The 21,995-nt window shown below is 41.5% G+C and carries 26 protein-coding genes; 5 read left to right on the top strand and 21 right to left on the bottom strand.

Annotation, left to right across the window (positions count from 1 at the left end):
• Positions 1 to 238: 238 nt before the first annotated feature.
• The 5 genes from BW976_RS29340 (at position 239) to BW976_RS11720 (ending at position 3,238) form a co-directional block, all read left to right on the top strand.
• Entirely contained in the window at positions 239 to 1,552 is a 1,314-nt protein-coding gene (locus tag BW976_RS29340; protein ID WP_175614093.1) for a hypothetical protein, read from the top strand.
• 11 nt (positions 1,553 to 1,563) lie between these two features.
• Positions 1,564 to 1,998 carry a hypothetical protein gene (locus tag BW976_RS11705; RefSeq protein ID WP_076373712.1) on the top strand — a complete coding sequence of 145 codons (435 nt, stop codon included), beginning with the start codon at positions 1,564 to 1,566 and terminating at the stop codon, positions 1,996 to 1,998.
• A gap of 64 nt (positions 1,999 to 2,062) precedes the next feature.
• Complete coding sequence (locus BW976_RS29345) at positions 2,063 to 2,491, top strand: hypothetical protein (protein WP_076373482.1); 429 nt, start codon at positions 2,063 to 2,065, stop codon at positions 2,489 to 2,491.
• Between the two features lie 164 nt (positions 2,492 to 2,655).
• Entirely contained in the window at positions 2,656 to 2,844 is a 189-nt protein-coding gene (locus tag BW976_RS11715; protein ID WP_076373483.1) for a hypothetical protein, read from the top strand.
• A gap of 4 nt (positions 2,845 to 2,848) precedes the next feature.
• Positions 2,849 to 3,238 carry a hypothetical protein gene (locus tag BW976_RS11720; RefSeq protein WP_076373484.1) on the top strand — a complete coding sequence of 130 codons (390 nt, stop codon included), beginning with the start codon at positions 2,849 to 2,851 and terminating at the stop codon, positions 3,236 to 3,238.
• Here BW976_RS11720 and BW976_RS30035 read toward each other — a convergent pair.
• From BW976_RS30035 to BW976_RS11815, 21 genes are all read right to left on the bottom strand, one after another.
• Positions 3,222 to 3,428, bottom strand: coding sequence for a DUF6965 family protein (locus BW976_RS30035; RefSeq protein ID WP_076373485.1), 207 nt, complete (start codon positions 3,426 to 3,428; stop codon positions 3,222 to 3,224). The two genes, BW976_RS11720 and BW976_RS30035, sit on opposite strands and share 17 nt — an antisense overlap.
• Positions 3,429 to 3,551: 123 nt before the next feature.
• Positions 3,552 to 4,145 carry a hypothetical protein gene (locus tag BW976_RS11730; protein ID WP_076373486.1) on the bottom strand — a complete coding sequence of 198 codons (594 nt, stop codon included), beginning with the start codon at positions 4,143 to 4,145 and terminating at the stop codon, positions 3,552 to 3,554.
• Positions 4,142 to 4,684 (bottom strand): CHAP domain-containing protein, encoded by a 543-nt coding sequence (locus BW976_RS11735; RefSeq protein WP_221283326.1) that lies wholly within the window; start codon positions 4,682 to 4,684, stop codon positions 4,142 to 4,144. Before BW976_RS11735 ends, BW976_RS11730 begins: the two co-directional genes overlap by 4 nt.
• The gene (locus tag BW976_RS29350) at positions 4,603 to 4,989 is read right to left on the bottom strand and encodes a hypothetical protein (RefSeq protein WP_175614094.1); all 387 of its coding nucleotides are present in this window, start codon (positions 4,987 to 4,989) and stop codon (positions 4,603 to 4,605) included. The genes BW976_RS11735 and BW976_RS29350 overlap by 82 nt, the downstream gene beginning before the upstream one ends.
• Positions 4,976 to 5,350 carry a hypothetical protein gene (locus BW976_RS11740; protein ID WP_076373487.1) on the bottom strand — a complete coding sequence of 125 codons (375 nt, stop codon included), beginning with the start codon at positions 5,348 to 5,350 and terminating at the stop codon, positions 4,976 to 4,978. The genes BW976_RS29350 and BW976_RS11740 overlap by 14 nt, the downstream gene beginning before the upstream one ends.
• 94 nt (positions 5,351 to 5,444) lie before the next feature.
• The gene (locus tag BW976_RS11745) at positions 5,445 to 7,991 is read right to left on the bottom strand and encodes a phage tail protein (protein ID WP_175614095.1); all 2,547 of its coding nucleotides are present in this window, start codon (positions 7,989 to 7,991) and stop codon (positions 5,445 to 5,447) included.
• A gap of 80 nt (positions 7,992 to 8,071) precedes the next feature.
• A complete protein-coding gene (locus BW976_RS11750; protein WP_076373489.1) occupies positions 8,072 to 8,257 on the bottom strand; it encodes a hypothetical protein in 186 nt (61 codons plus the stop codon).
• Between the two features lie 5 nt (positions 8,258 to 8,262).
• On the bottom strand, positions 8,263 to 10,929 hold the full coding sequence (locus tag BW976_RS11755; protein WP_076373490.1) for an SGNH/GDSL hydrolase family protein: 2,667 nt from the start codon (positions 10,927 to 10,929) through the stop codon (positions 8,263 to 8,265).
• Entirely contained in the window at positions 10,929 to 11,447 is a 519-nt protein-coding gene (locus tag BW976_RS11760) for a hypothetical protein (protein WP_076373491.1), read from the bottom strand. The genes BW976_RS11755 and BW976_RS11760 overlap by 1 nt, the downstream gene beginning before the upstream one ends.
• Complete coding sequence (locus BW976_RS11765; RefSeq protein ID WP_076373492.1) at positions 11,444 to 16,456, bottom strand: phage tail tape measure protein; 5,013 nt, start codon at positions 16,454 to 16,456, stop codon at positions 11,444 to 11,446. The genes BW976_RS11760 and BW976_RS11765 overlap by 4 nt, the downstream gene beginning before the upstream one ends.
• 1 nt (position 16,457) lies before the next feature.
• Complete coding sequence (locus tag BW976_RS11770) at positions 16,458 to 16,973, bottom strand: hypothetical protein (protein ID WP_076373493.1); 516 nt, start codon at positions 16,971 to 16,973, stop codon at positions 16,458 to 16,460.
• A 2-nt stretch (positions 16,974 to 16,975) separates the two neighbouring features.
• Positions 16,976 to 17,125 carry a hypothetical protein gene (locus tag BW976_RS29355; RefSeq protein ID WP_175614096.1) on the bottom strand — a complete coding sequence of 50 codons (150 nt, stop codon included), beginning with the start codon at positions 17,123 to 17,125 and terminating at the stop codon, positions 16,976 to 16,978.
• Between the two features lie 32 nt (positions 17,126 to 17,157).
• Positions 17,158 to 17,706, bottom strand: a complete 549-nt coding sequence (locus BW976_RS11775) for a hypothetical protein (RefSeq protein ID WP_076373494.1) — start codon at positions 17,704 to 17,706, stop codon at positions 17,158 to 17,160.
• Positions 17,707 to 17,785: 79 nt separating this feature from the next.
• The gene (locus BW976_RS11780) at positions 17,786 to 18,352 is read right to left on the bottom strand and encodes a hypothetical protein (RefSeq protein ID WP_076373495.1); all 567 of its coding nucleotides are present in this window, start codon (positions 18,350 to 18,352) and stop codon (positions 17,786 to 17,788) included.
• 35 nt (positions 18,353 to 18,387) lie between these two features.
• A complete protein-coding gene (locus tag BW976_RS11785) occupies positions 18,388 to 18,816 on the bottom strand; it encodes a hypothetical protein (protein WP_076373496.1) in 429 nt (142 codons plus the stop codon).
• Complete coding sequence (locus BW976_RS11790) at positions 18,813 to 19,274, bottom strand: hypothetical protein (RefSeq protein ID WP_076373497.1); 462 nt, start codon at positions 19,272 to 19,274, stop codon at positions 18,813 to 18,815. The genes BW976_RS11785 and BW976_RS11790 overlap by 4 nt, the downstream gene beginning before the upstream one ends.
• On the bottom strand, positions 19,267 to 19,554 hold the full coding sequence (locus BW976_RS11795; protein ID WP_076373498.1) for a hypothetical protein: 288 nt from the start codon (positions 19,552 to 19,554) through the stop codon (positions 19,267 to 19,269). Before BW976_RS11795 ends, BW976_RS11790 begins: the two co-directional genes overlap by 8 nt.
• 17 nt (positions 19,555 to 19,571) lie before the next feature.
• Positions 19,572 to 19,889 (bottom strand): DUF6706 family protein, encoded by a 318-nt coding sequence (locus BW976_RS11800; RefSeq protein WP_076373499.1) that lies wholly within the window; start codon positions 19,887 to 19,889, stop codon positions 19,572 to 19,574.
• A 3-nt stretch (positions 19,890 to 19,892) separates the two neighbouring features.
• On the bottom strand, positions 19,893 to 20,237 hold the full coding sequence (locus tag BW976_RS11805) for a hypothetical protein (protein WP_076373500.1): 345 nt from the start codon (positions 20,235 to 20,237) through the stop codon (positions 19,893 to 19,895).
• Positions 20,237 to 21,319: a hypothetical protein gene (locus BW976_RS11810; protein WP_076373501.1), complete on the bottom strand. Its 1,083-nt coding sequence runs from the start codon at positions 21,317 to 21,319 to the stop codon at positions 20,237 to 20,239. The genes BW976_RS11805 and BW976_RS11810 overlap by 1 nt, the downstream gene beginning before the upstream one ends.
• A 1-nt stretch (position 21,320) precedes the next feature.
• On the bottom strand, positions 21,321 to 21,983 hold the full coding sequence (locus BW976_RS11815; protein ID WP_076373502.1) for a hypothetical protein: 663 nt from the start codon (positions 21,981 to 21,983) through the stop codon (positions 21,321 to 21,323).
• Between the last annotated feature and the right edge of the window lie 12 nt (positions 21,984 to 21,995).

A 21,995-nucleotide genomic window follows, 5' to 3' on the forward strand; every position in this document is an offset into this window, starting at 1 on the left:
AACTGATCAACAAAATTCCGTTACTGATCCAGTCATCGCCCAGGCTAAAACCTGGTACGAAAGCACTTACCCGGTAAATGCGACCAAGGTAACCACCCAGGCTAACGGGACAAATTCCGAGCTGAGTCAGATTATTAAACCCGACTGGCAGCACAATGTCAGTTACACCCGGTTCAACAAAAAGGTAATTGAATTGCCTTTGGATCCCTCATCAAAATTTAACCCGGCCATAAAAAATATGACTACTGGCCGCAGCAGTAATAATACTTATAGCCGAAGCTCGTTTATTTTAATAAATAACGGTGGTGGTTATGATGCCTATGTAATGACCCTAATAGCCGATTCGGCCTATCTCAAAAATGACCGGAGCAAGCTTGATCGCAATAAATACAATAAACGTGATGCTGATTATAGTGGCTTGGTGCTATATTTTACCCCAAACGGTAAATATATTGGGGGATGGCGTTATAAGAATGGGCATATTGTTACGCCGGGAAATCCTGGTAGTTCATCCGGAGTAAAAGTACAAAGCTTGGGTACTTCAAAGCTAAAGCCGATGTCTGAGGAATGTTATGATTATTGGTTAACCAGTGCCCCCGATGTAATGATCTATCTTTTCACCATGTGCTCGGGCGGTGATGGTGGTGCGAGCGGTTCCGGCCCCGGAGGTGGTCCGGGCAGCATCGGAGGAGGAGGTGATGGTGGCGGCGGTAGTAGTGGCCCCAGTGATGGTGGCCCATCTACAACAACACCACCTCCGCCTTGCAATGATGCTGTTCATCCTGGCCCTGTACCAATCATTAATTCAAGCGGAAAATTAACCGTAAATGATGTACCACCTGATGGTGGTGATGGATTTCCGCCGCCGCAAGGGCCTTGCTATGTTGAGACACCTACACCAAAAATCATAGATAGCTTAAGCAAAAAATATCCGTGTGCAGGGGCGTTGATATCCTCGTTGCCCAATATGCAGTCTGATATTGCAAAGCTTATTTACCAAGCTTTTGGTTCAAAAAATGGTGATGATATAGTTTTCCTAGAAGGTGATAAAGCTTATTTTGCAACACATACCAAAGAAGATGGTTATACAGAATATGACAATGGCGTTGGTAAAATATATATCAATCCCGATGTATTAGCCAATGCATCAAATGAGTATAGATTAGTTACTTTATATCATGAAGCCCTTCATGCATATTTAGATTTGCAGTTACTTAATTTGGGAGAGGATGGATTCAAGACTAAGTATCCAGCAATAAATATTGTGCAAAGACCTAATTTTTCTGGCAATGTAAAGAATCAATATGATTATTATTTTGATCAAGGAACAACAATGGCCCAAGTAGATCCGAAACACAGAACAATGGCAGATTATTTCACGGATGAACTCAGAGATGCTATATTAGCTTATAATCCCAATTTTCCTGTTGATAGAGCCACTGGACTTGCAAGAGGGGGTATATTTTTAAATGATACAAGTAATCAATATTTTAACACCTCAGAAAAGGACGTGACAAAGGGTAATTCAGTAGGAACTAAATGCACACCATAAACATGATAATTATGAAAAAGTTAGCACTATTATTCTCGATAATTATTTTCATTTCATTTAACGGAAATGCTCAATCTAAATTAAAAATTTATGGAGGTAAAAATTATGATCAGTTTTTGGGCTGTATGACATGCGATGATGATGAACCAAATTCTATATGGAGCCCATTAAGTGATTACGGATCTACTCACAAAGCAAAGTCCATATGGAATAAAAACGGTGTCTATGGTAGTGAAAAAAGTAATTATTCTCCATATAAGATAAATGCAAAATACCCCCCTCGTGTTATTGATGGAAATGGGAAAGTTGTTGGTTACTTAACTATAAACAAGAGTAATCCCAATCGATTAAAGGGATCGGTTGCTGATCTGATTTGCGATAAGAGAGATATGGTTTTAAAGGACGGAGTAGAACGTTATGCTAAAATATTCAGTAGGGTTAATTAATCTGAAATCACAAATCAAATTATCCTAAGCTGGCGCACGTATACGCCAGCGGCGATCCAGTATTATGAAACAGCTAACAATATTATTCGCTTTAATCGCTTTTATATCCCTCAACGCTAAGGCGCAATTTAAAATTTATGGCGGCAAGAAGCACAATCAGTTTTTGGGTTGTTTAAATTGCGGTACTGAAGATCTAAATTCGATATGGAGTTCGTATAGTGACTACGGTATTATACATGGTGCTAACTCAATATGGAATTCTGATGGTAATTATGGCAGCAAAACAAGCAATTATTCACCATTCAATGAGAAAGCCAAATACCCTCCCGTAATACTAGATAGAAGTGGGAAATCCTATGGGCATTTCACAATAAACAAGAAATCCCCGAATAGATCTTTAAATGGTTTGGTTAACGATATTTGTGAAAAACGGGAACGAATTATAAAGGATATACCAGGCTACTATAATAGTATTTATAAGAAAGTTTATTAGTTATAGCCTGAAACACACTCAATTTCTATGAATAACTGTTTGGTCATCATTATTGATCCACTGACTGAGAAAAGTAGAACGAAAACGAGTCGTAGATAAAAGCATGAAAGTTTAGCCAAAAATAACATTTTGCATTTTGCTATAAATATTAGCAATTTTACATAATGAAAAAGAATGGCCCAATTCCGTATTCCATAGAGAGACGGTTGCAGGAGTTTAAAAATTATATTGGTACTCATCAGGATTTGGTAATCAATAAAACAGAAAGCCAGCGGTTAAATGAAAATAAGAATCAGGTCATAAAGGAGCTATTTCCAGATATTTATCACCTGGTAGTAGATCAGGAGGGATAGTGACATGGCTGGCAATTATCGTAAAGAAAGGGACATGAAAGCATTTGAAACTCAAATGCGAGAAGAGGATTTAGCTTATAAGCGAAAACTGGAAGAGGAAAAATATGTCCGTGAACATTATCTACGTATAGCAGCAAAAGCCCGAGAAGAAAAGGTGTGGATATTTGATCCGTTGGGTAAAGAATGGTATACACCAGATGAGTTTGAGGCTACTTTTAAATTGTATATAAAGAGTCCGGAAGATGTGTACGCCAGAATCAAATTTAAAGACCCCTTTGAAGCTATAGTGGAGGCCCATACCAAGACTGGTGAATTTATACAGCGTGTTTTGGATTATGCAAAAAAAATAAGCTCAGAAAATGAGGTTAACAAAAAGCCTAGTCAGAAGAAATAGCGTTCTTAAATTCGATTAACCGATCATAGCAAGGAGCACCAGGTTTACTGTCGATTCCATATGATTTTATTACTGTGAATTGAGTTTCAAGGAATAGTTTAACGTCTACGATATTAATACCTCGGCTAATCCGGAATGATTTCGGTAAATCGACATCTTTAAAAAATGCTTCAAGTTCCTCGATTGACATGTTGGCAAAGGTAAAGATCGAAAGCCATATATTAATATATTAGTGCTAAGTGACACCATCCCAATCTGTAAACAAAAAGGGATAGTTAAAAAACTATCCCTTTTTGTTTACAGTGGTTAATCCTTATATTTTGAAGTATCGTTTAATTCCTAAAGCTAGAACTGCAACAAAGGTTATGGCCAGTATCAGCCAGATGATGAGCCACTTTATTGTTCCCAGCGATTTAACCGGCCCCCTATGATCAGACACACGTTTTTGAGTGGTATCTGACTTCAACTCCAGGCTGCTTTTAACCTTTGATTTAGAGTTGTCGGTTTTGGTAATATCGTATCGAGTGGTCAGCCTTTCATGATATTTAAACGGTATTTTCTTAGGCTTAGGTTTCGCTGTAGCGGATATCTTACCGGTATTCTTATTAAATGACAGATCGAGATCAACGTCTCCATTTTCAAAATGCTGGTTAACAATACCGCTATCTCCCGCCAACCCGGTATCAATTTCGCCGGTGACAGCTTTACCAGTGACGGTAACGCTTGTATCAGCTGTTCGCTCGATCGTTATTACTGACTTATCCACCAGCTTTAAATTTTGGCTTCCGGTACTATCAACCGATTTCTTTTCCGATTTTGAAGCTTTTGAGCTATCCAATAGATGCGTTTTCTCCGCGCATCCGGATAGGAAAATAGCTATAAAGGCAATAATTAAAAGCTTCTTCATCTCTTATCGATATAATTAGCCACCACATAAATTGATTTGGTCAGCCGACGTTTGCGGTATACACCATCACCCTCACGTGAACCGGCATCATTGGTGTTGCCTTCTACAGTTATCACATATTTGCTTTGCCATTCATCAACAAAACCAACGTGGGCGACGCGGCCTTTCTCCGGAAAGTAAAGCCCCCATACATCACCTTTCTGGGGCGCCTCATTATTGATCTTTATTCCGCGCTTATAAATAACATACCTGGAGGCAAACAGATCTGGACAATACCCACTCTTAGGATTTTTAACGCTGGCTTGCCCATAGGCCCAGCATACAAAGGACGCGCACCACGGATTACCTTTTGGAAGGCCAACGTAGTGCAGATAGGTTTCTACCTTAATTCCGTCATTATGGCCGGTCTTTTCACGAACACCAATTTCAGCGGTATAAGCCTTTTGTACCCGATCCCTTACAGGATCGCCACTAAAGCTGCTAAAAAGGCCAATACCACAAATGAGTAAAAGCCGATATAAATTTTTATTTTTTGCCAAGGTTGTAAATTTTTAAAGTCAGTAGTAAAATCAGTATTAGAATATTCGGCAAACACTGGCCATATCGCTCGTATAAACCACCAGGTAACTGAAAGGAATATTAAGACCGATACTACGGCCAATAAAATTCCGCTCAATGCGCCGGCGTCTATAGGTGCTGCTGTTGGATCGTAAAGACGAATGATAGGTGGGAAGATTAGCAACAGCAATAAGGCTACGGTTATACCAATATACTCTGTGTGTTGAATGGCCAGCAACTTCATTTTTGACCGAAGCATGCGTAACGTTTGTTTAAGATTGTTCATTTGATATTTGATTTTGTATACTTTCTAATTTTGATTCCAAGTTTTTGATAGTTGCCTTAAGATCCTTTATCTCATTTAGATAATGCCGCTCTCTCCTCTGCTGAAGATTAATCACCTTTATGTTTTCAGTCTCTTTCTCCTGAAGATTTTGAATCTGTTGAGCTTGGTTTTTAATCTGTTCGCCCTGCATGTTTATTTGCGCTCGCAAATCGCCCAACATGGTACTATATATTTCGGTGTTGAAAAGATTGGTTTCTGCCTTTATTTTCTTTCGTGTGGCCCAAAGCGTTACCACGGTGCCAAATCCAACCGAGCAAAAAACAGTTACAATGTTGTTAATGGTATAGGTTTCTAAAGTCATGAGAAATTGATATCATGCTCAAATTTACCTCTATACAAAATCAAGAAACCGTTTGTAAGCTTACGTATGGGGAATGATAAAGAGGTGGTTAAGGTTATGATCCTGTGCCTGGCCCTTTACGAATGGATATACCATTTCTGAACTCATTAAAATAGTTATTGCCATCTGCACCTTTGTAGACTTGAATAAAGGATTGGCCGGGGGCCCCTCCTGAAACTACATCACCACCTATGTAAAGAGTTCCATTATCGATCCAAACGGCAATATTCTTAAGTATATCAGCACCAGCTCCACCACCACCTTGTGCATTGAAATAAGCGGCAACATTTTGCTCTCCAGAAGGCTCCTCATTTCTAAATACTGCCACAGTATTGAAAGTATTCGATATACCAGTGCCTATGCTTGCCTCTTTAATTTTACCGTCAGGGAACGTACGTATTTGCCTAATCTGAGCATCTTTGTTTTCGGTATTCACCAAACCATTCTGAGAAATAGTCCAGTTGCCTATATTACCTTTTGTGGCAACCATACTCCCATCATCCAACACCTTAAATTCATCATTAGCCCCGGCCGCAAACCTTATCGACTGTGAGCCCTTATCAGTTATTCCAGATATACGTGCATTGATCAAACCTGCAGAACCAACCTGTACAACTTTAGCAACCGTAAAACCGCGAATTGTCAATGTAGCAGGCTTCGTGATATTCCAATCTAGGCCATTATCCGAATCACCCAGATTAAACTCACCTGCATTCAAATCAAAATAGTTTTGACCGGTTATATCTTTTATCCGACCGGTAGTTATCTGATCACCCACAATGTAGGTCATGCCCTTGGTAAATTCAAAATCACGGTACCCATCTGTATTTACCTCGTAAAGTATACCTACGTTAAAGGCATAGTATCCAACGATATCATTTGCATTAACGGGCGTTTCAGATATCTCCCAAGTTCCGGTAAGCGCAACCTTTGAACATTTGGCATATACATAGTAAAACTTTGCAGGATTAAGCCCTGTCCATTCGTTCGGTTCAACTGTCCAGGTATAGCCCAATCCATCAATTTTATAAATCCGGTGTATCAACTGGCCTCCTGATATCGTTAATGCGTTAACATCGGCGCCATGATTGGGGGAAAAAGTTACATTGTTGAGGTTGAAGTTTTGGGAATCATAACCAAATGTGGCCATGCCCGCAACTAAACTATCAGTACCGGTAAATAATGTACCATCCGGATTAAAGATCCTGCTTTGAAGTTTTTTTAAGTTCAGAGCATTAAGTCGCGCCTTTTCAGCACTGGTGCGGTTCACAACTTTTATATCATGCTGGTTATCGATTGTATCAGAAATTACCCGTTCAGTTGTGGTATAGGGTATGAAGTTCGCGATTGTCGCAGTGATCTTAGTATTAGGCGTTATGACATTCGGAAAGTTAACCGGATAACTGATACTCGTAACCCGTATCAGTGCATTAATCCCCAATGCATCATGTTGAACTGTAATTTTATCGCCAGGCTTTAACATGATATTATTGGCACGGGCATACAGCGGGTCAAGCTCCAGATTGTATAACACCCGAGGAACTTTATTTTCATTTGACCAGGCCTGAGTTTCATCCTTTAGTTGTAGCTGAGCAGCAGTAAGACACTCAGTAGGCAGGTCCATATCAAATAACGTATACGTGTCACCAACAACGGGGCGTATTACATCAGAGGGTAGTGTATTATTAGCAGCATCTGTAGCTACCTTTAACTTGATAATCTTAGTGGCCTTATTGTATGATAGAATCTCAAATTCCTGCCCTTGTAACTGTCCGGATGTAAAACCAACCTTTGGCGTATCAGAAGTAAAATAAGTATTTAAATCAAAGGCTAGTCCACTGTCTGTGATAGTAAATGCAGTAGCATTCGGGTCGTATGCACTCACCGCAGTTACATGACCATCAATTTTGGGGTAGATGTCTTCATTTACATAATCCCCCTCCCTGACACCGTAAAGATCTACATTACCATCAATATAAAATCCATCAAACATTAATTCTGTAGCACCATTGCGATAGTTTTTAGGCAGGTTGCGACTGCTACCATACCCAAATGCCCTAGTGACAATATTTTCATCATTTTGGTATTGGTAACCCAATGAGTACAAACCGTTACCCCTACCATATTTAAATACGAGCGTAGTTAAACTTCCGGCCTGCTTAACGAAATTGATCGTCTTCCCAATCCCGGACATGTACCATTCGCATGAGAACGCCTCGGCAATCGTATCGAGAGCTGTACGGCAATTATGCTTATCGAAATTTACAGATTTAAGCCCTAGATTGTCACAAAAGCCAACAGACCAGCCCGAATCAATAGAGTTTATATTATCAACCACGAGATAAGCTAAGCTCGATAGATCCCCGTAAAATGTGAAGGTTTTATTGTTGAGGTGTTTAAACTTTTTATTGTATAATTTATATAATTCCGCCTCAAATGTAATGTTGTATGTGTATTTAAGCCCTGATGCATCTCCCGTCATCTGAGGGCTTGGGATAGTATTGACTGTATATTTTTGTCCTCTATAGATAATGTACGCGCCAATGGGACAATGTAAAGTACCTGGCAATTCAATAATTGCAGGTATTTCATCCTCTGCCATTAACGCCCTGTTTATAGGTAGGTCATCATAAACAGGGAGCTGTGAAACTATCTGATTGTTAAAATATATAGGTAAATACATTAGTTCTCGTCCTTGAATAGTTTAACATCATCAGGTCTGTAAGGAAATTCTTGATGTGTGACCTCCAAAATGACGGATAATGTGCCATCAGGATAAATACTATCAATCCTTCCCACAAGTCCAGCGTCTGGATTTTCTGGAAATGTATCTACCAGGTCATCTATTTTTAATACTTCGTCTTCCATGTTGATTATTCTTTTATCCAGGTATTCGCTTTTAATGAGCCGAATAGATTTATTATAGAGCCGTTAGGGATCGCAGTAACTGCATTACCAGCTACATCCTTAACCGTACCGGCGGCGAAGGTCCAGGCAAAACCCGCAGCTGTGTTATAATTTATGATCTTGAAGCTCTTACCATCCGTAATTGCAGGTGGAGTATATACCCTGTTGGCAGTAATTTGTGACAAATTTTGACCATCAGAATTAGCAACGCCGGTTGTATCTGCGTCAACAGTATCTATCATGCGGCGGGCAGGCGTACCGCTCGATATGAACTTGTTTTTTTGTCTGATGTAAGTTTGCGCTGAATTTAACCCTAACATAGTATGCCCAGCATCATTGTAATGCGTACCATCGCCACCCACATATTGATCAGCATTACCTGAACCGTTGGGAGCGCCGGAATTTCCGTTTCCTGTGATCAGTCCTGACTCATCAATAAAAATAAAACCATATTCAGCAGCTTTCGCTTTCAGCACAGCATCATTTGTTATCTGTTGTGCTGGTGTGTATTGCGGCCCTTTATTACGCCATGAACTCATTACTATGACCTCTTTTGCAGATGTGACAGCTTTTGCCTGGTCAAATAGTGCTTTGACAGCAACGGTGAAAGTAGCTGTTGGTTGTGCACCGTCATTAATGCCTCCGGCCAATACAATAATATCCGGCTTGAAAGCCGCAATGTCATTGGCGAAACGGTCTCCGAACTTAACTCGACCTGCAGGCCCAGGATTAACATAACCGGTGCCGCCAGCTCCGGAAGCAACTAGGTTCCAGGCCAACATTTTACCCATGATGAAGGCATAACCTTGCTGACCTGTTGTGCCGGTTGGCTCGCCAAAGCTATCGCTCAATACAAAAACCAATAGCATACCTGGCATACGAGAAAAGTAATGAACAGCCGTACCTATGGTAACGTTATCAAGTATCGCAGTCCTATCAGATGGTGTAACACTACTACCAGTAGGATACCTGATACCTCCGAAGAAAAACCCAAGAGCACCCTCAATAGTAATACGGCGTTTTTTGGAAGTCGCAAAAGTTATCTTCTGAAAATAGATATTGCCGTTTGCGGCTATTGAGGTAAAGGACCTACTTACAAATTTCCCATCGACTAGCAGGCGGAAAACCTGTCCTTGCCCCATAGTCAGGAACTCAAAAGTACTACCAGTAAAAGTAAACTCAATAGTAACAGGAGGATTTAGGTTAGCCCCGGTTGCATATCTCGGCACACCGTATCCACTTTGTGGATAGCCCGTAGAAGCCTGTGTTAAAGCTCCTCCTAAAATTGATATGATCCCGGTATTCCAGCCTACAGTCGAAGCGGTAGAGAAGGCAGAGGCCGTTGAAATTGTTTCAATAACGGGCACATCAGGATCAGTCATTAAATCAGGTATTGGTATTAAAATTTGATTACCTGTGGCTTGATTTATTGGAGATAGCGCGCTATTAACTTGGCTAAGAGGTACGGCATCAGAATCGTTGACCGCTGTTTTTAATCCTGTTAAATTTTGACTATTAACATTCAAGCCTACCGAGAGCATTGCGCCTGAAGCCGGATTATAGGTAAACCCTGGTACCGTCCTAATAAATCCGTCCGCACCTAAAGTTAAAAACGGGATGGCTGTTGCTTGATCACTGTCCGCACTAACAGGTTTCGGTTTTGGATTTATCGGGGTGCTGTTTACAGAATTGACATATGTATAGCTAAAAGGCACCCACGGTTTAGCAGTTGCACCATAATTAACCATCAATGCATCAGCTGCGGTTACCGGATTAGTTTCGCTCTTACCCACAACCTGCCCAGCAAAAGCGTTCGCTGGAATAACAATATTTAATACCTGATTTTGGGTATTTCCTATACCCGCATACCCGAGAACGTTGTTTAAAGAATCAATAAACCGATATGCTTTAGATCCACTGGCATATATACCACTGATGGAAATGAAACCTTTAGCTGGATTTACAGGGAAGGTATACACTCGTGCACCGGCTGCACCCAATAAGCCTCCGGTATCAGTTCTAATTGTAGTATTATCCTGATATGTAGATTTGTCTACCAAGTTATCAGTATAAACAGTCTCTGTGCCTAATGAGCTGCTATCCAGTTTTGCATCATACTGCGTTAAAAGGCTTGACCACTTAGTTGATGTTCCCGGAATGTCCGCTGCGGTGGTAGCCGCATTCGCATACCAAAACTTGCCAAGATTGCTAACCTGGTCATTTACGCTATATGGTTGTGGTGCCCAGGGAGCAATTTTATTGGATGCAGCAGGTAAAGGCCCCTCCCACCATGACGGAACCCAAAAAGAGCCTGTCCATCTGGCTTTGGCTTCAAAAATACCGTTTCCGGCAGCAGGTACTGGTATAACTATCGGCGTTGCAGCCGCTTTTAACAAATTTGTATATGTACCTTGTGGTTTAGAACCGTCTCCTGTTCCTATTAAATTAACGGTCTGGTTCAGTAACGGCCCAACCGGTGCGGTATCTGTGGTTTTAAAATCGCCTAAACTATTCCTAACAATACCGGCCAAAGGCACGCGGATATCTTGCCCAGCGGCTGTCAGCCCCACTACATTAACCCCGGTTAAATCGGCAATAAGAGGTAAATCCTTAAATTTCTGCGTCTTTGCCATTATTTTATATAATTTTCATTATCCTCTGTTAAAAAATATTTCCCGTTATCACCGATGTAATAAGTTAAACCTCCACCATTACCATCGTTCTTAAAAGGAGCATCCTGTAATACTTCATCGAACTGCATCGACACCTCAGTGACAATACGAGGAGCATCTAAGGGCGTTAATCTATTCCACTTGATAGAACCAGGCTTCAAACGGGCGTTGACTTGTATTCCCTGTTCAGGGTCTTCAAACGTCACGTAGTTCTGATAAATGATGCCTTGCAACGCCGTTTTGGATGCCAAATAATCGTCAAGATTATCTACAACCATCCATCCGCTCATTTGAAACACTCTCGCAACCAGCGTGGGTATGGCATTTAGATCGTATTCTGTAACCCCATCTTCCCACGTATGTGAAAAGACAGGGTTAACATCATTAGGAGCTTCAAAACTACTAGTAGTAGACCTGTCACCATTTAATATTATAGCGACACCCAGATATAGATCATAACCGTTTATTTTGCTTATCATCCTAGCCCCGCGCCTCTCATTGATGTACCTTTTGTATTATTGATGATCTCCTTAAGAGCAGGGATTAATCCATCGGTATTATCCGCCCCCCTGCGTGTATTTTCCTCAATTTTCACCAGTTGAGCAAAGTTACCCTGTGCAGTTTGGTATAGGTCACCGATTGTCTTACCTTGTGCTGATAGTATGTCCCTGACTTGAAGTGTGGCCGTTTGGGTACCGGCGAATACACCGTATAACCTTGTCGCAGTATCTTCAGTTATAGAAGCTTGTATCTGGCCTTTTGCCGTTGAAGATGTATCATTAGGATCAGGCAAATAATCCTTAATAGCTTCCAAACCTTTGGTATACAATTCGCCTTTTTCTTGAATCGCCTTTTTCCAGGTATCAAAATCAAAGCCTACTACACTATTGTCATGCTGTTTTGCATACTCGGTCAGGTCATTAGTAAAATCGTTGATGATTGGATCAAGCAATTTTAATTGCAGGCTATTTTTAACCGCGTTAACGATAACCTGGTTGAAAACGTCCTCGAATTTCTTGGCTGAATCCTCTCCGGAGGCAAAAGCTTCCTCAAAGGCATCAGAAAGCGATTTTGATAAATCTTTAAAGGTGGTCTGAATAAGGTTCTGACTGATCGATTTGTTGATATCCGCAATCTGATTTGGTATATCAGCTATCTGATTGTTATAATCATCAATTTTGCTCTGATCGGCCCTTTTCTTACTCGCCTCAGCATCCCGCATCTGAGTTAACTTAGCTTGCTGAGCCTGTAAATTCTTGATCTGGGCCTCCTGGTCTGTATACACACTTTCACCAACGGCACTAGCCACGTCATGATCAAGTTGTTTGTATGCTTGACTTAAGGCATTTAACTGCTTTTGGTAACCATCAATTTTCTTTTGAAGGTCTTTGTCCTTATGGCTGAACAGACTGATGGCAGAGGTAAGTAGACCGATTGAGCCGGTAACTATGTCAATCGGATTTCTTGTTGATATGCCTTTGGCTAGTGTACCTAATCCACTGACCATGCCCTGAACGTTCTTTAACGTGTCCTGTAATCCCTGGCCACCTATACCCAGTTGTTCGAAAGAGGATGAGAGCGCTCCTATTACCTGATTAGCACCATCGGCCCCAGCTGATATTGCGGAGAACAAGTCCAATAGCTTCCTTTTGGCACCTTCGCTGTCCTTGCCAGTGAATTTGACTTGATCCCTATAATCAGATATGGCTTGTTTAATTCGATTGAATACATTATCACCTTTTATATTATTAATTGAAGAATTAATATCACCCATCAATTTTGCCAACTGATCAGCCGTTAATTTACCCTCCTTATATTGTTGCTGATATCCGGCCTTAATCAGTTCTAACCTTTTTAATATCTCACCCCGCGTTAGTTCATCATAATGATCCATGAGCTTTTCGTATCCACCTTTGGCATAAGCATTGGCCTCATTCTCGCGCTTTATACGCTCATCTCTTTGTAGCTTAAGGTTGTCAATCTGCTCCTGAGTAGCATCCTTGTCCAATGCTTTAACCTTATTCTGATAATCTGACTCGATTGCTAACAACGCCTGTGAACTAGTCAGTGCCGCCTGGTAAGCTTCAGCATATAGGTCATCGTTCTTTTTCTGAATTAGAAGTTTTTCAGCAGCAATCTCTTTTTTGAGCAATTCCAGCTTCAACTTATTGGCAGCGTTATCAGTATCAGCGCCGCCTTTACTTTTTTCAGGATCTGTTAACGCCTCCTCCTGGGCCTGTAGGTTTTGCAAGTAAGTTTTATCAGTATCGATCAGGCCTGCATAACGTTTTTTGGCATTATCTTCTCCGACCTTTGTTTTATAAGCCTCATAGTCATCATAAAGCTTCTTTTGTGAATCAAGAGTTACTTTTAGTTTCTCGGTATCCTGTTTATCCCTTAATGCTACCAATTCATTATCCTGGGCCCGATTTAATCCCCCAGAGTCTACACGCAACCCTTTTTTCTTATTTTCAGGGTCGTTATTGAAGGCGACCGCAGCCTCCTTCATCTTTTTATACCTGTCCCTTACAGACTCTACTTCCTGCTCATCTGCGGTTAATTGCTTATCAGTCCCCTTTTTTGTCAGTTCATCAATTTTCGACTGTAGGTCATTACGGGATTTTAAAGCTGATTTATATTGATTCTCGGCAGCTATAGCTTCTGTATCCTTACCTCCATTTGCCAGCTTCAATTCTTTTTTAAATCCTTTAAGCTGCTCTACGTAGTCTTTGTATTGTTTACTGGCAACATCAAGTGGCTTTTTCAACTCTGTAACACGTTTGATATCGGCCTTGATATCATCTACAGTCCTGGTAACAGGAGTATCAGCATCACTGTCACCATCGCCTGTAATAGTTGCATTCTGTTTAACTTTCGGCTTAGGCTTATTTACAACTTCGTAATAATTGATTACGTCTTTTTGAGCCTGTGTTAAAGTACCGCCCAGCGTCCTAATGGCCTTAGCAGCTTCATATGCCTGAGCTGATAATGTTGTAATATTGTCTTTGGTAGCCTGAACACGTTGTTTCTTAATATCACCACCAAAAAGGTCCTGAAACTTATCTATAATATCTCTTGGCCTGCTTGACTCGTTAACAGCTTCGCTTTTTGCAATGGGTAAAGCTGCCTGAGCATCATTGAATTGTTTGGTTGCTTTTTTTAGGGCATCCCGGTTCTGTAATTCCAGTAAATCACGCTGCGCTTTTGTTAATTGCTCAACCTTACCACGGTTTATATCAATCGCATTACCATAATTGTCAAAAGCGTTAGTTACACCAGGTAATAATTCGCCGATTTGCGCAGTTACCTTTCTTAGCTCGTCTTGTTCGATGCTGCTTAGTTTTGATTTTCCTTTTAACTCATCATAGCGTTTAACAATTGGATTTAATGAAGATTCCAGTTCATCAAGGCTATGCTTATTATTAAGGTAAGCATCGGATAACCGTTCAGCCTCTGTTCTATTATCGGTCATCCCATTTAAAAGCTCCGCTAACCTTCTGGAAAATGATGAATTGGTGAATGAATTGACAATGCTATTCTTAAGTTTATCAAAAGACCCGGCTAAGCTGTTATTCGCTAATTCAAAGTTGTGGGCAACGCTGGTACCATCTTCATAGCCTTTGTTGGCGATAGCTGTTTTTTCAGAAAGCTGCTCCTGAGCTTCTGCTAAGGAGATAACAGTCGTTTTAACACGACCGGCAGTAAGGTGCAAGGTTTCAAGTCTATCCGCCGTCTCAGTTTGAGTAGGATTACCGGCTTTCAATCCACGAAAGAATAACTCGAGAGCCGCTTTGGTATCGGTATTAATCAGTTTAGTAAACTTTTCAAGAGTTAAAGTACTATCAGCCAATTGAGCAATGGCAAAATATTTATCCCGTTTAGTGGACAAATCAGATATCAACCTGGTAACACCGGTAGCGGCGGTCGAAGCCTGAACACCAGCTTTTGATAATACAGCACCATACGCAAGTATCGTAGGCAACGAAATACTAGCAACCTGAGCTATACTAGCGGTTTTTAATGAAAACTCTTGAAGATATTGAACTGTCGCGCCACCATTGTGAGATACTTCCAATATGGAACTACCCACTTTTCTTAGTGCATCTTGAAGAGATATCCCCTCTCGTTGAGTAATTTTATAAACTGATATAATTTTACCTAATGCAGTAACAACAGCATCAGCGCCCCCTGGGAATTCCTTTTTCAGTACTACAGCAAGTTCATCAACCTCTTGAACGAAACCAACCAAATCATCCTTAGCAACGCCTAACCGTCCACCAATAAATCCGATATCCAAAAGACCTTCTAGCGGGGTTCTGGTGTTTATTTTTTTTAGTTGTTCTCCTAACCTATCTACTTCATCGGCAGATAATTTAGCGGTACGCTGAACATCAACAAAATTATCTGATATCTCTACGTTATGAGAAAACGCAGCTTTTAAAGCGGTCCATGCAGCGGTTATTAAGGCCAAAGGCCCCAATGTTCCCAGGATGCTGCTTTTAATGCTATCAAATAATCCTGATATACCGCCTCGGCTGCTTTTGGTTTGATCCTCAAGATCTTTTATTTGATCTCGTACCCCCTTTATTATATTGGCCATCCGGGCACCCGCAGCAGATTCTCGTTCTGCAACCGATAACCTTCCGTATGCTATTGTTAGCCTCTCTAAAGCAGCCTTTCGTTGCTCTAAAGACCCCTTCGCATTTAACATTTCGCGGGCATTATTCTTTAGCTCAGCGGTGGCCTGTTGTTGCTTATATTTTTCCTCTGCCAAAGCTTGCGCCAACTGTTTTTTACTCAAAACATTGGTATTTGTAGCAGTAGTTTGGGAATTGACAGATGAAACGTAGGATGAGCCGGCTACCGACAAATTATTTGTTGTGGCCGCTTGGGCGGCGGCGGCGGCATTTGCCTTTACACGAGCTACTGTTTCTGCATTTAGGGCTGTAGTATATGCATTTATTACATTTTTAGACCTATTGTATGCATCTATCTCAGCCTGTGAATTAGAAACATCCGTTACACGCTTAATCGGGTTCTGTGCTGCCTGCTGAGCAGCTAACCTGCCAGCTGCAATCTGCGTATTGATTTGCTCCCTGGCCAAACGTTCTTGCTTCAGGGCATCTTGTAACGCTAAAGACGCAGACTTATCTGCCGCAGCCTGTGCCGCCTTGTCTTTTGCGAGATCAAGTAGCTGCTGCTTAATTTCCAGTTGTTTCTGCTGGTATTCGCTCAAAGGCTTAATAGCGGCACCATCAGCTGCTGTTTGGGCGGTTCTGGCTGCAGCCTGCGCCTTAATTGCATCTGTTACTCCTTCGGCTGCTGTCTTTTGAGTTTCAGATGATTTAGAAATCCCGTTCGCGGTTACTGTGAGATCCGCGAGCGCCTTATTAAGAGTTTTAGCATCTTTTAAAGCCTGGTTTATGTCCAAATTGGCTGTAAAATTCAATCCACCGCCTTGCCCACCTGTTACTTTTACTCCCCCCATCTTAATATGTTGTTTTATTTTTATGAATTATTTTAACTATGGAATTGTCCAGGGCTTGATGTGTCACGTTCGCGTTGCCATAGACATTAATAGCCACTTTACCATTGCCAGAGGCTACCAAATCAACTGTGGTATCGTCAAAGCAATCGATCATGACAAAAGCATTTTCAGAGACATGAATCGCACTGGTAGATCGGTGTTTTATGAAAATTTCCGTGGCCGAGAAACCAGATTTATAAATTTTGCCAGAACAATCACCCAGCAGCACAATGAAGTCCTGAACCGGGCAATCAATAACCGCATCCACATAAATACCATAGGCTTTAAGCTTATGGCCGCCAAGTCTTACCAGATCTTCATTTGATGGAAAATTCTTTTCTAAACAGAAATCTATTCCTTGAACATACATTGCAAGCAGGCTGTCAACGTTATCCGTTTCAGATATCTGCTCAGCCCAAGGCTCGCAGATATCCGCCTCCCTCGCTTTTTGGAGTATATAATTACTTAGTTGTCCCATGGTTAAAATAGTTCTGAGGCATCCTTTACCTCTAATTTTGGTTTGGCTGCTTCCTCCGAATCATATCGTGGGATAGAGGAAATGTAAAGCATGTAGTTTTCCCATGTCATTTTCCATTTGATATCCCATTCGGTTTGGTGGAAGTATTTCATTGCTGAGCCGATGGCTGCATGTGGGAGGCTATCTACTCGCTCCCGTCCGTTGGACTTGTCTTTGGTTTTAGAATTTTTACTGTTCCTTTCGCCAAGACAATAGAATTCAAAAAAGATTGCATGTATACATTTTCGAGTACATAATGCAAAACAGTATGTAAATCCTGATTATCAAAATTCCGCTCAATAAACTTTATCAGGTCAGCAGATGGTTCTTCATGGTTATTTTGAATACCAGCAGCCACGATATATACGATGGTTTCCAGATGATCATTAATCAGCGGCAAAACGACCTCGGCCAATTCTCCATTCTTAATTTCGTCGGGTAATTCAGTCGCTGCACCGGCAACGCGCCACATGTTCGCCACCTTGCATGGGTAAATTGTAAATGTCTCTTCAGTTGGGATGGGCTCCGGTTCAATCTGTACAGGTTTACCGCGGAACAATCTTTCAAACAATGATCGCTTAACCGGCGGCACTGGTTCAACTTCTGGCCGCCAGGATATCGGGATTGTAATCGTATATTTTGGCTTCTCCGTGAAGGTATTTACCACACCTTGGTATATTTCTTTGTCTTGCATGAGTAAATAATTATAGGTTATTAAAAAGGCCGCATGTAATCAATGCATGCAGCCTTTTAAGTGCTAGGGATTGGAGAAATTATCCAGCGGGTGTAGAATCAATCACGGTACCATCGGCGTTAACGAACTGCTTAGTATAAACTTTATCTTTAGTGTCGCCCGCTTTACGGTATGAACCAATGTTTGCTGTTAATGCCAACTGCTCAACTGCGTCAGAGGTAATGTTGTTATCATAGCCAGTTTGTACATCATTGTTGTAAATGGTTATGATACATTTACGGGAATCCTTCATTGGCACCGTGGTGATTCTGATTGCTAAATGAGCAATTTTCTCACCAGCATAATACTCAGTGGTTGTAGTTGCCGCGGTAAAATCAACATCAAACAACTCCTTGACTAAATCTGGATTCTGCTCTAATAAACCGATTGTTAAAGTATCACCATCAGCTGGCTGAAAAACGTTTAGGAATGTTTTATTACCATCCTCCTGTTTTATCGAAGTCTTAGAGCCGATGTTCTTAGTCATCTTAACACTACCAACTGCAATATTTGGCATTGGCTTCCATGCTGCAGGTAATATTACGCCAGTTAATGATGCGGGGGCGTATTCAATTTTTTCAATCCCGCCTACTACGAATGTTGACATAATTTATTTGTTTGTTTAATGCCTTTCGGCGGTTTTTAAATGTTTTTGTAATTAGTTTGGATTGACTGGTAGCTTAGTTGCATACTCACTAACCAATTACCATCAGCGTCTTGTAACGGCGTGCCGGGGTCCGTTACTTTTGTGTTGAATGTTGCTCTGAACTGGGACTCAACTAATGGTGTTACAACTTTCACAATTGCGTTTAATTTCGCGTAGTCGGGCAGGTATTGAACACTGTTATCCTCCTGTGTAGTCCGGATACCTGGTGCATAAATGTTGATATTAGCAGTACCTTTTTGAAGTTGGTTATTGTTAACCCCCAAAGCATTGACCACGATATCAACCTTATTCGTTCTCCCTATCGGCCGGGTACCTGGATAGATCTTTCCATCAATAAGCGATAAAACTGCGGGTACATTGATCAAAGAGCGCACATCGTTAATCATATCAAATCCATTTTTCATCTCAATAGTGCTCTTAATGCATTCCCTATGTTATCACCTACTACGTGTGTAATCACATCACGCTGCTTTCCCTGGTAACCTGTTCGTTCAACTAATACCGCGTATTCCATACCGGCAACAATAACCAACTGGATACCTTCGTGCATGTCGATCAAGGCGGCTATTTCTCTCGCGTAATCCTCACCAGTAGCTGATCCTTCTTCGCCCGTTTCCAATGGTGGAAAGTACGTTTCGATGATTTCACCATTATAGATGATTAAGTATCCAATGGAACTGCGCAACCTCCAGGTGATATTTCCGAAGCCTCCATCATCTCGCGTTTTCGCCCGTGCTTTATCTACTAAATCGCGGCCGGTTATCCTGAAAGGTTCAATAAGCGACTGAAACCACTTTTCAGTTTCAGCCTTGATATATTCCTCAACATCCTTAGTGCTAAAATTTGCCTGTATACTAAACATCAATCCTATGGCTTAACTGGCCCCTATACACATCCTGAACTTTACCTTTAAACTGTCCTACGACTTCGATCTGATCACCTACTTCTGGAAGATCTACGCCAGCATCAAGTCTGATTTGGCCGGTTTGATTTACAGTGGTGTTGTCTTTGTTTTTAAAAACCTTAACACCACCTAAATGAAATCTACACGGCACTGACTTAGCGATTCCTGGTATTCCAGGTAAGGGATATCCGGTTTCGTCATCCGTACCGCCTGGTGTGTCAGGAGTAGTCCAGTTCATGATATGTGGCCTTGTCGTTACCAAAATGCGATCTTTTTAACAGTTGGTTTTGCCGGTGCCAACACATCAGGCAAGCCCCATTGCTTGCACAATGCTGAATAGACTTTTAATAAGACATCCCTTTGAGGCAGCTTGATCCAAACATCATCCTCAGTAACATCGGCACTGGTGATCAAAGTAAAAAGAAGCCCAGCCATGCACACTCCTACAGCCCTTGCATCACTTTTAGCGTAGGGATTGGTTCCAATCAGGTCACCATCAATTAACGCTTTCTCGATCGCGGAATCCGGCAAGGGAAAGTTTACAGTACTGGTCAGGGCTTCTTTTATGGTCATTAGTTATATAGCTTCGATCAGTTTACGGTCCAACAGGTCGGCTTTACGTTCATCATCGAAATGTGAAACATCGTCTCCAACTTCATATAGCTTATCCCAGTTGTTTTTGTCCCTGAATTGGGTGATCACAACATGGGCTTTGGCTTTTTTAGGTTTTGGTGTAGACTCCGGTTTATCATCAGTCGGATCAGCGGTGATAGCTGCATATACTTCCTCGACCTCATCGGGAGTAAATCCCTTTTCATCTTTGGCTATTTCGGCCTTTACCTCGTCGGCAGTTTTACCTTCGGTATGTAAGGGGCCGTAAGCTTTTACGGCCGCCTTTATTGTTGCGTGATGTAATCCCATTATGCTTGTATAGTTGTTGTGTCCTGTAAATAAATTTCATCTACATTAGAGATAACCGGCACCACACGAGCTTGCATTTTAGTGTATTCTGAAACAGCAGGCTCATTTTTACGATACTTAGAAATCAAGATGTAGCCATCTACCAACTCATAAGTAACACCTGCAACGGGGTGGTTTTGCTCGGCTAATTTGGCATAAACCAATGAGCCAACCTGACCAGCGGAGGTATAAACGATTGAACCGGCTTTCCATGGCTTTTTAGTCTGCCTTTTGCCGTTCTTCTCCTTACGAATAGATCTGTTTACTGGAGCAAAGACAAACCCATATCTTTTCTTAGTAAATGCATTTAATTGGTCGATGTCGGGTGCTGGAATATTGTTGCCAACAAAGTTCTGACCGAACGCATACAATTGCTTTGTTTGGTCTAGCGCAGCGATTAAGTTAATCGTTGGACCATCCGTATACGCAACCTGGATAGCGTTACCATCAAGAGTTGCCTTGTCAACAATTTTTTGCACATCATCCCAATACTTATAGGTTGAATCAGTCAAGAGCTTGGCAACCCCGAATTTATTCTCCGATAAGTAGCCATAGTCCATTCTGATACCTGTCCCTACATTGTCAGCGTCGGAGACTATGGCTTGACCGGTTGATAAAGCCTCTAAAAATGTAGCTTCATTAAGCTCATATGCACCGCCTAATGTTTTCTTGGTATCCTTAAATAATTCAGCTACGATTTGAGCATCGCTACCATTTTGAGCAATTAAGCTATCAAGATCAGTTAACTGCTTTTCGTTCAACCAAAGCTCCATTGCCATTTTAGGGATTTCGCCACTCGCTTTGCCCATAGAATCACGTTTCTTTAACGGAGCGGACGAATCCATCGCAACATAATCAGCTGATACCAATACGTTTTCCTGAATTAATGCTTCCCATTTACCATCAACCGAAAATTGCGGTTTAAGCAAAGTTTTGAAAAGATATGGTAACGGATTAGAAGTGTCATTAAGCGTTTTGATGATACGAATTGTAACACCTGGGAGATACTTAGCTACCCATTTTACAAATGCTGATGTTTCCATATTAGTCTGCGCGTTGATCGATTAGTGGTACTGCTGCCTTAAATGCCGCCGCTATTGTAGCGAAGTCATTAGGACAAGCGACCGGGTTGATTGTGCCTTGGGTCATAATACCGGCAAAGGCTTTTTTGGTTAATATGCTGGCGATTAATACGCCCTGGTAGGTATGGCCAACTGGTAATGCGCCATATACACCTACATTTGATTCAACGGATGCAACGGGAACCGACGCTCCGTTCCCGGTACCACCTGCATATTCAGCTGGAACACTAAGCGAATCACCCACTTTGTAACCTGAACCGCCTTTAGTTTTGGTTACAGTAGTTACTACGGTACCGGCAACAACAACAGTTGCTAAAACACCTTTACCTGATCCACCTGATAACGGTACGTTGGTATAGGTCCCATTTGTGTATGCAGCACCTGGTACTACGGTACCTAATGTGGCGACACCTGCAACCGAATCAGCTGTGGCTGGCAAAGGCTTGTAATCACCTGTCGCGGTTTCTTTGATTATTGGGTGGCCTGCATAAATCACTTCAGGCGTGAAGCCAGAAACGTTTAGAGAGCGACCACCCCTTACGGTAGCGAATACATCTACGATAGCGATATTATCGTTACCTGTGATTATTTGCTCCGAGTCGTTGGTTAAATTGACTTCTGCCATCTTTAGTTTTGT

This window comes from Mucilaginibacter lappiensis (assembly GCF_900155965.1).
Lineage (GTDB): Bacteria > Bacteroidota > Bacteroidia > Sphingobacteriales > Sphingobacteriaceae > Mucilaginibacter > Mucilaginibacter lappiensis.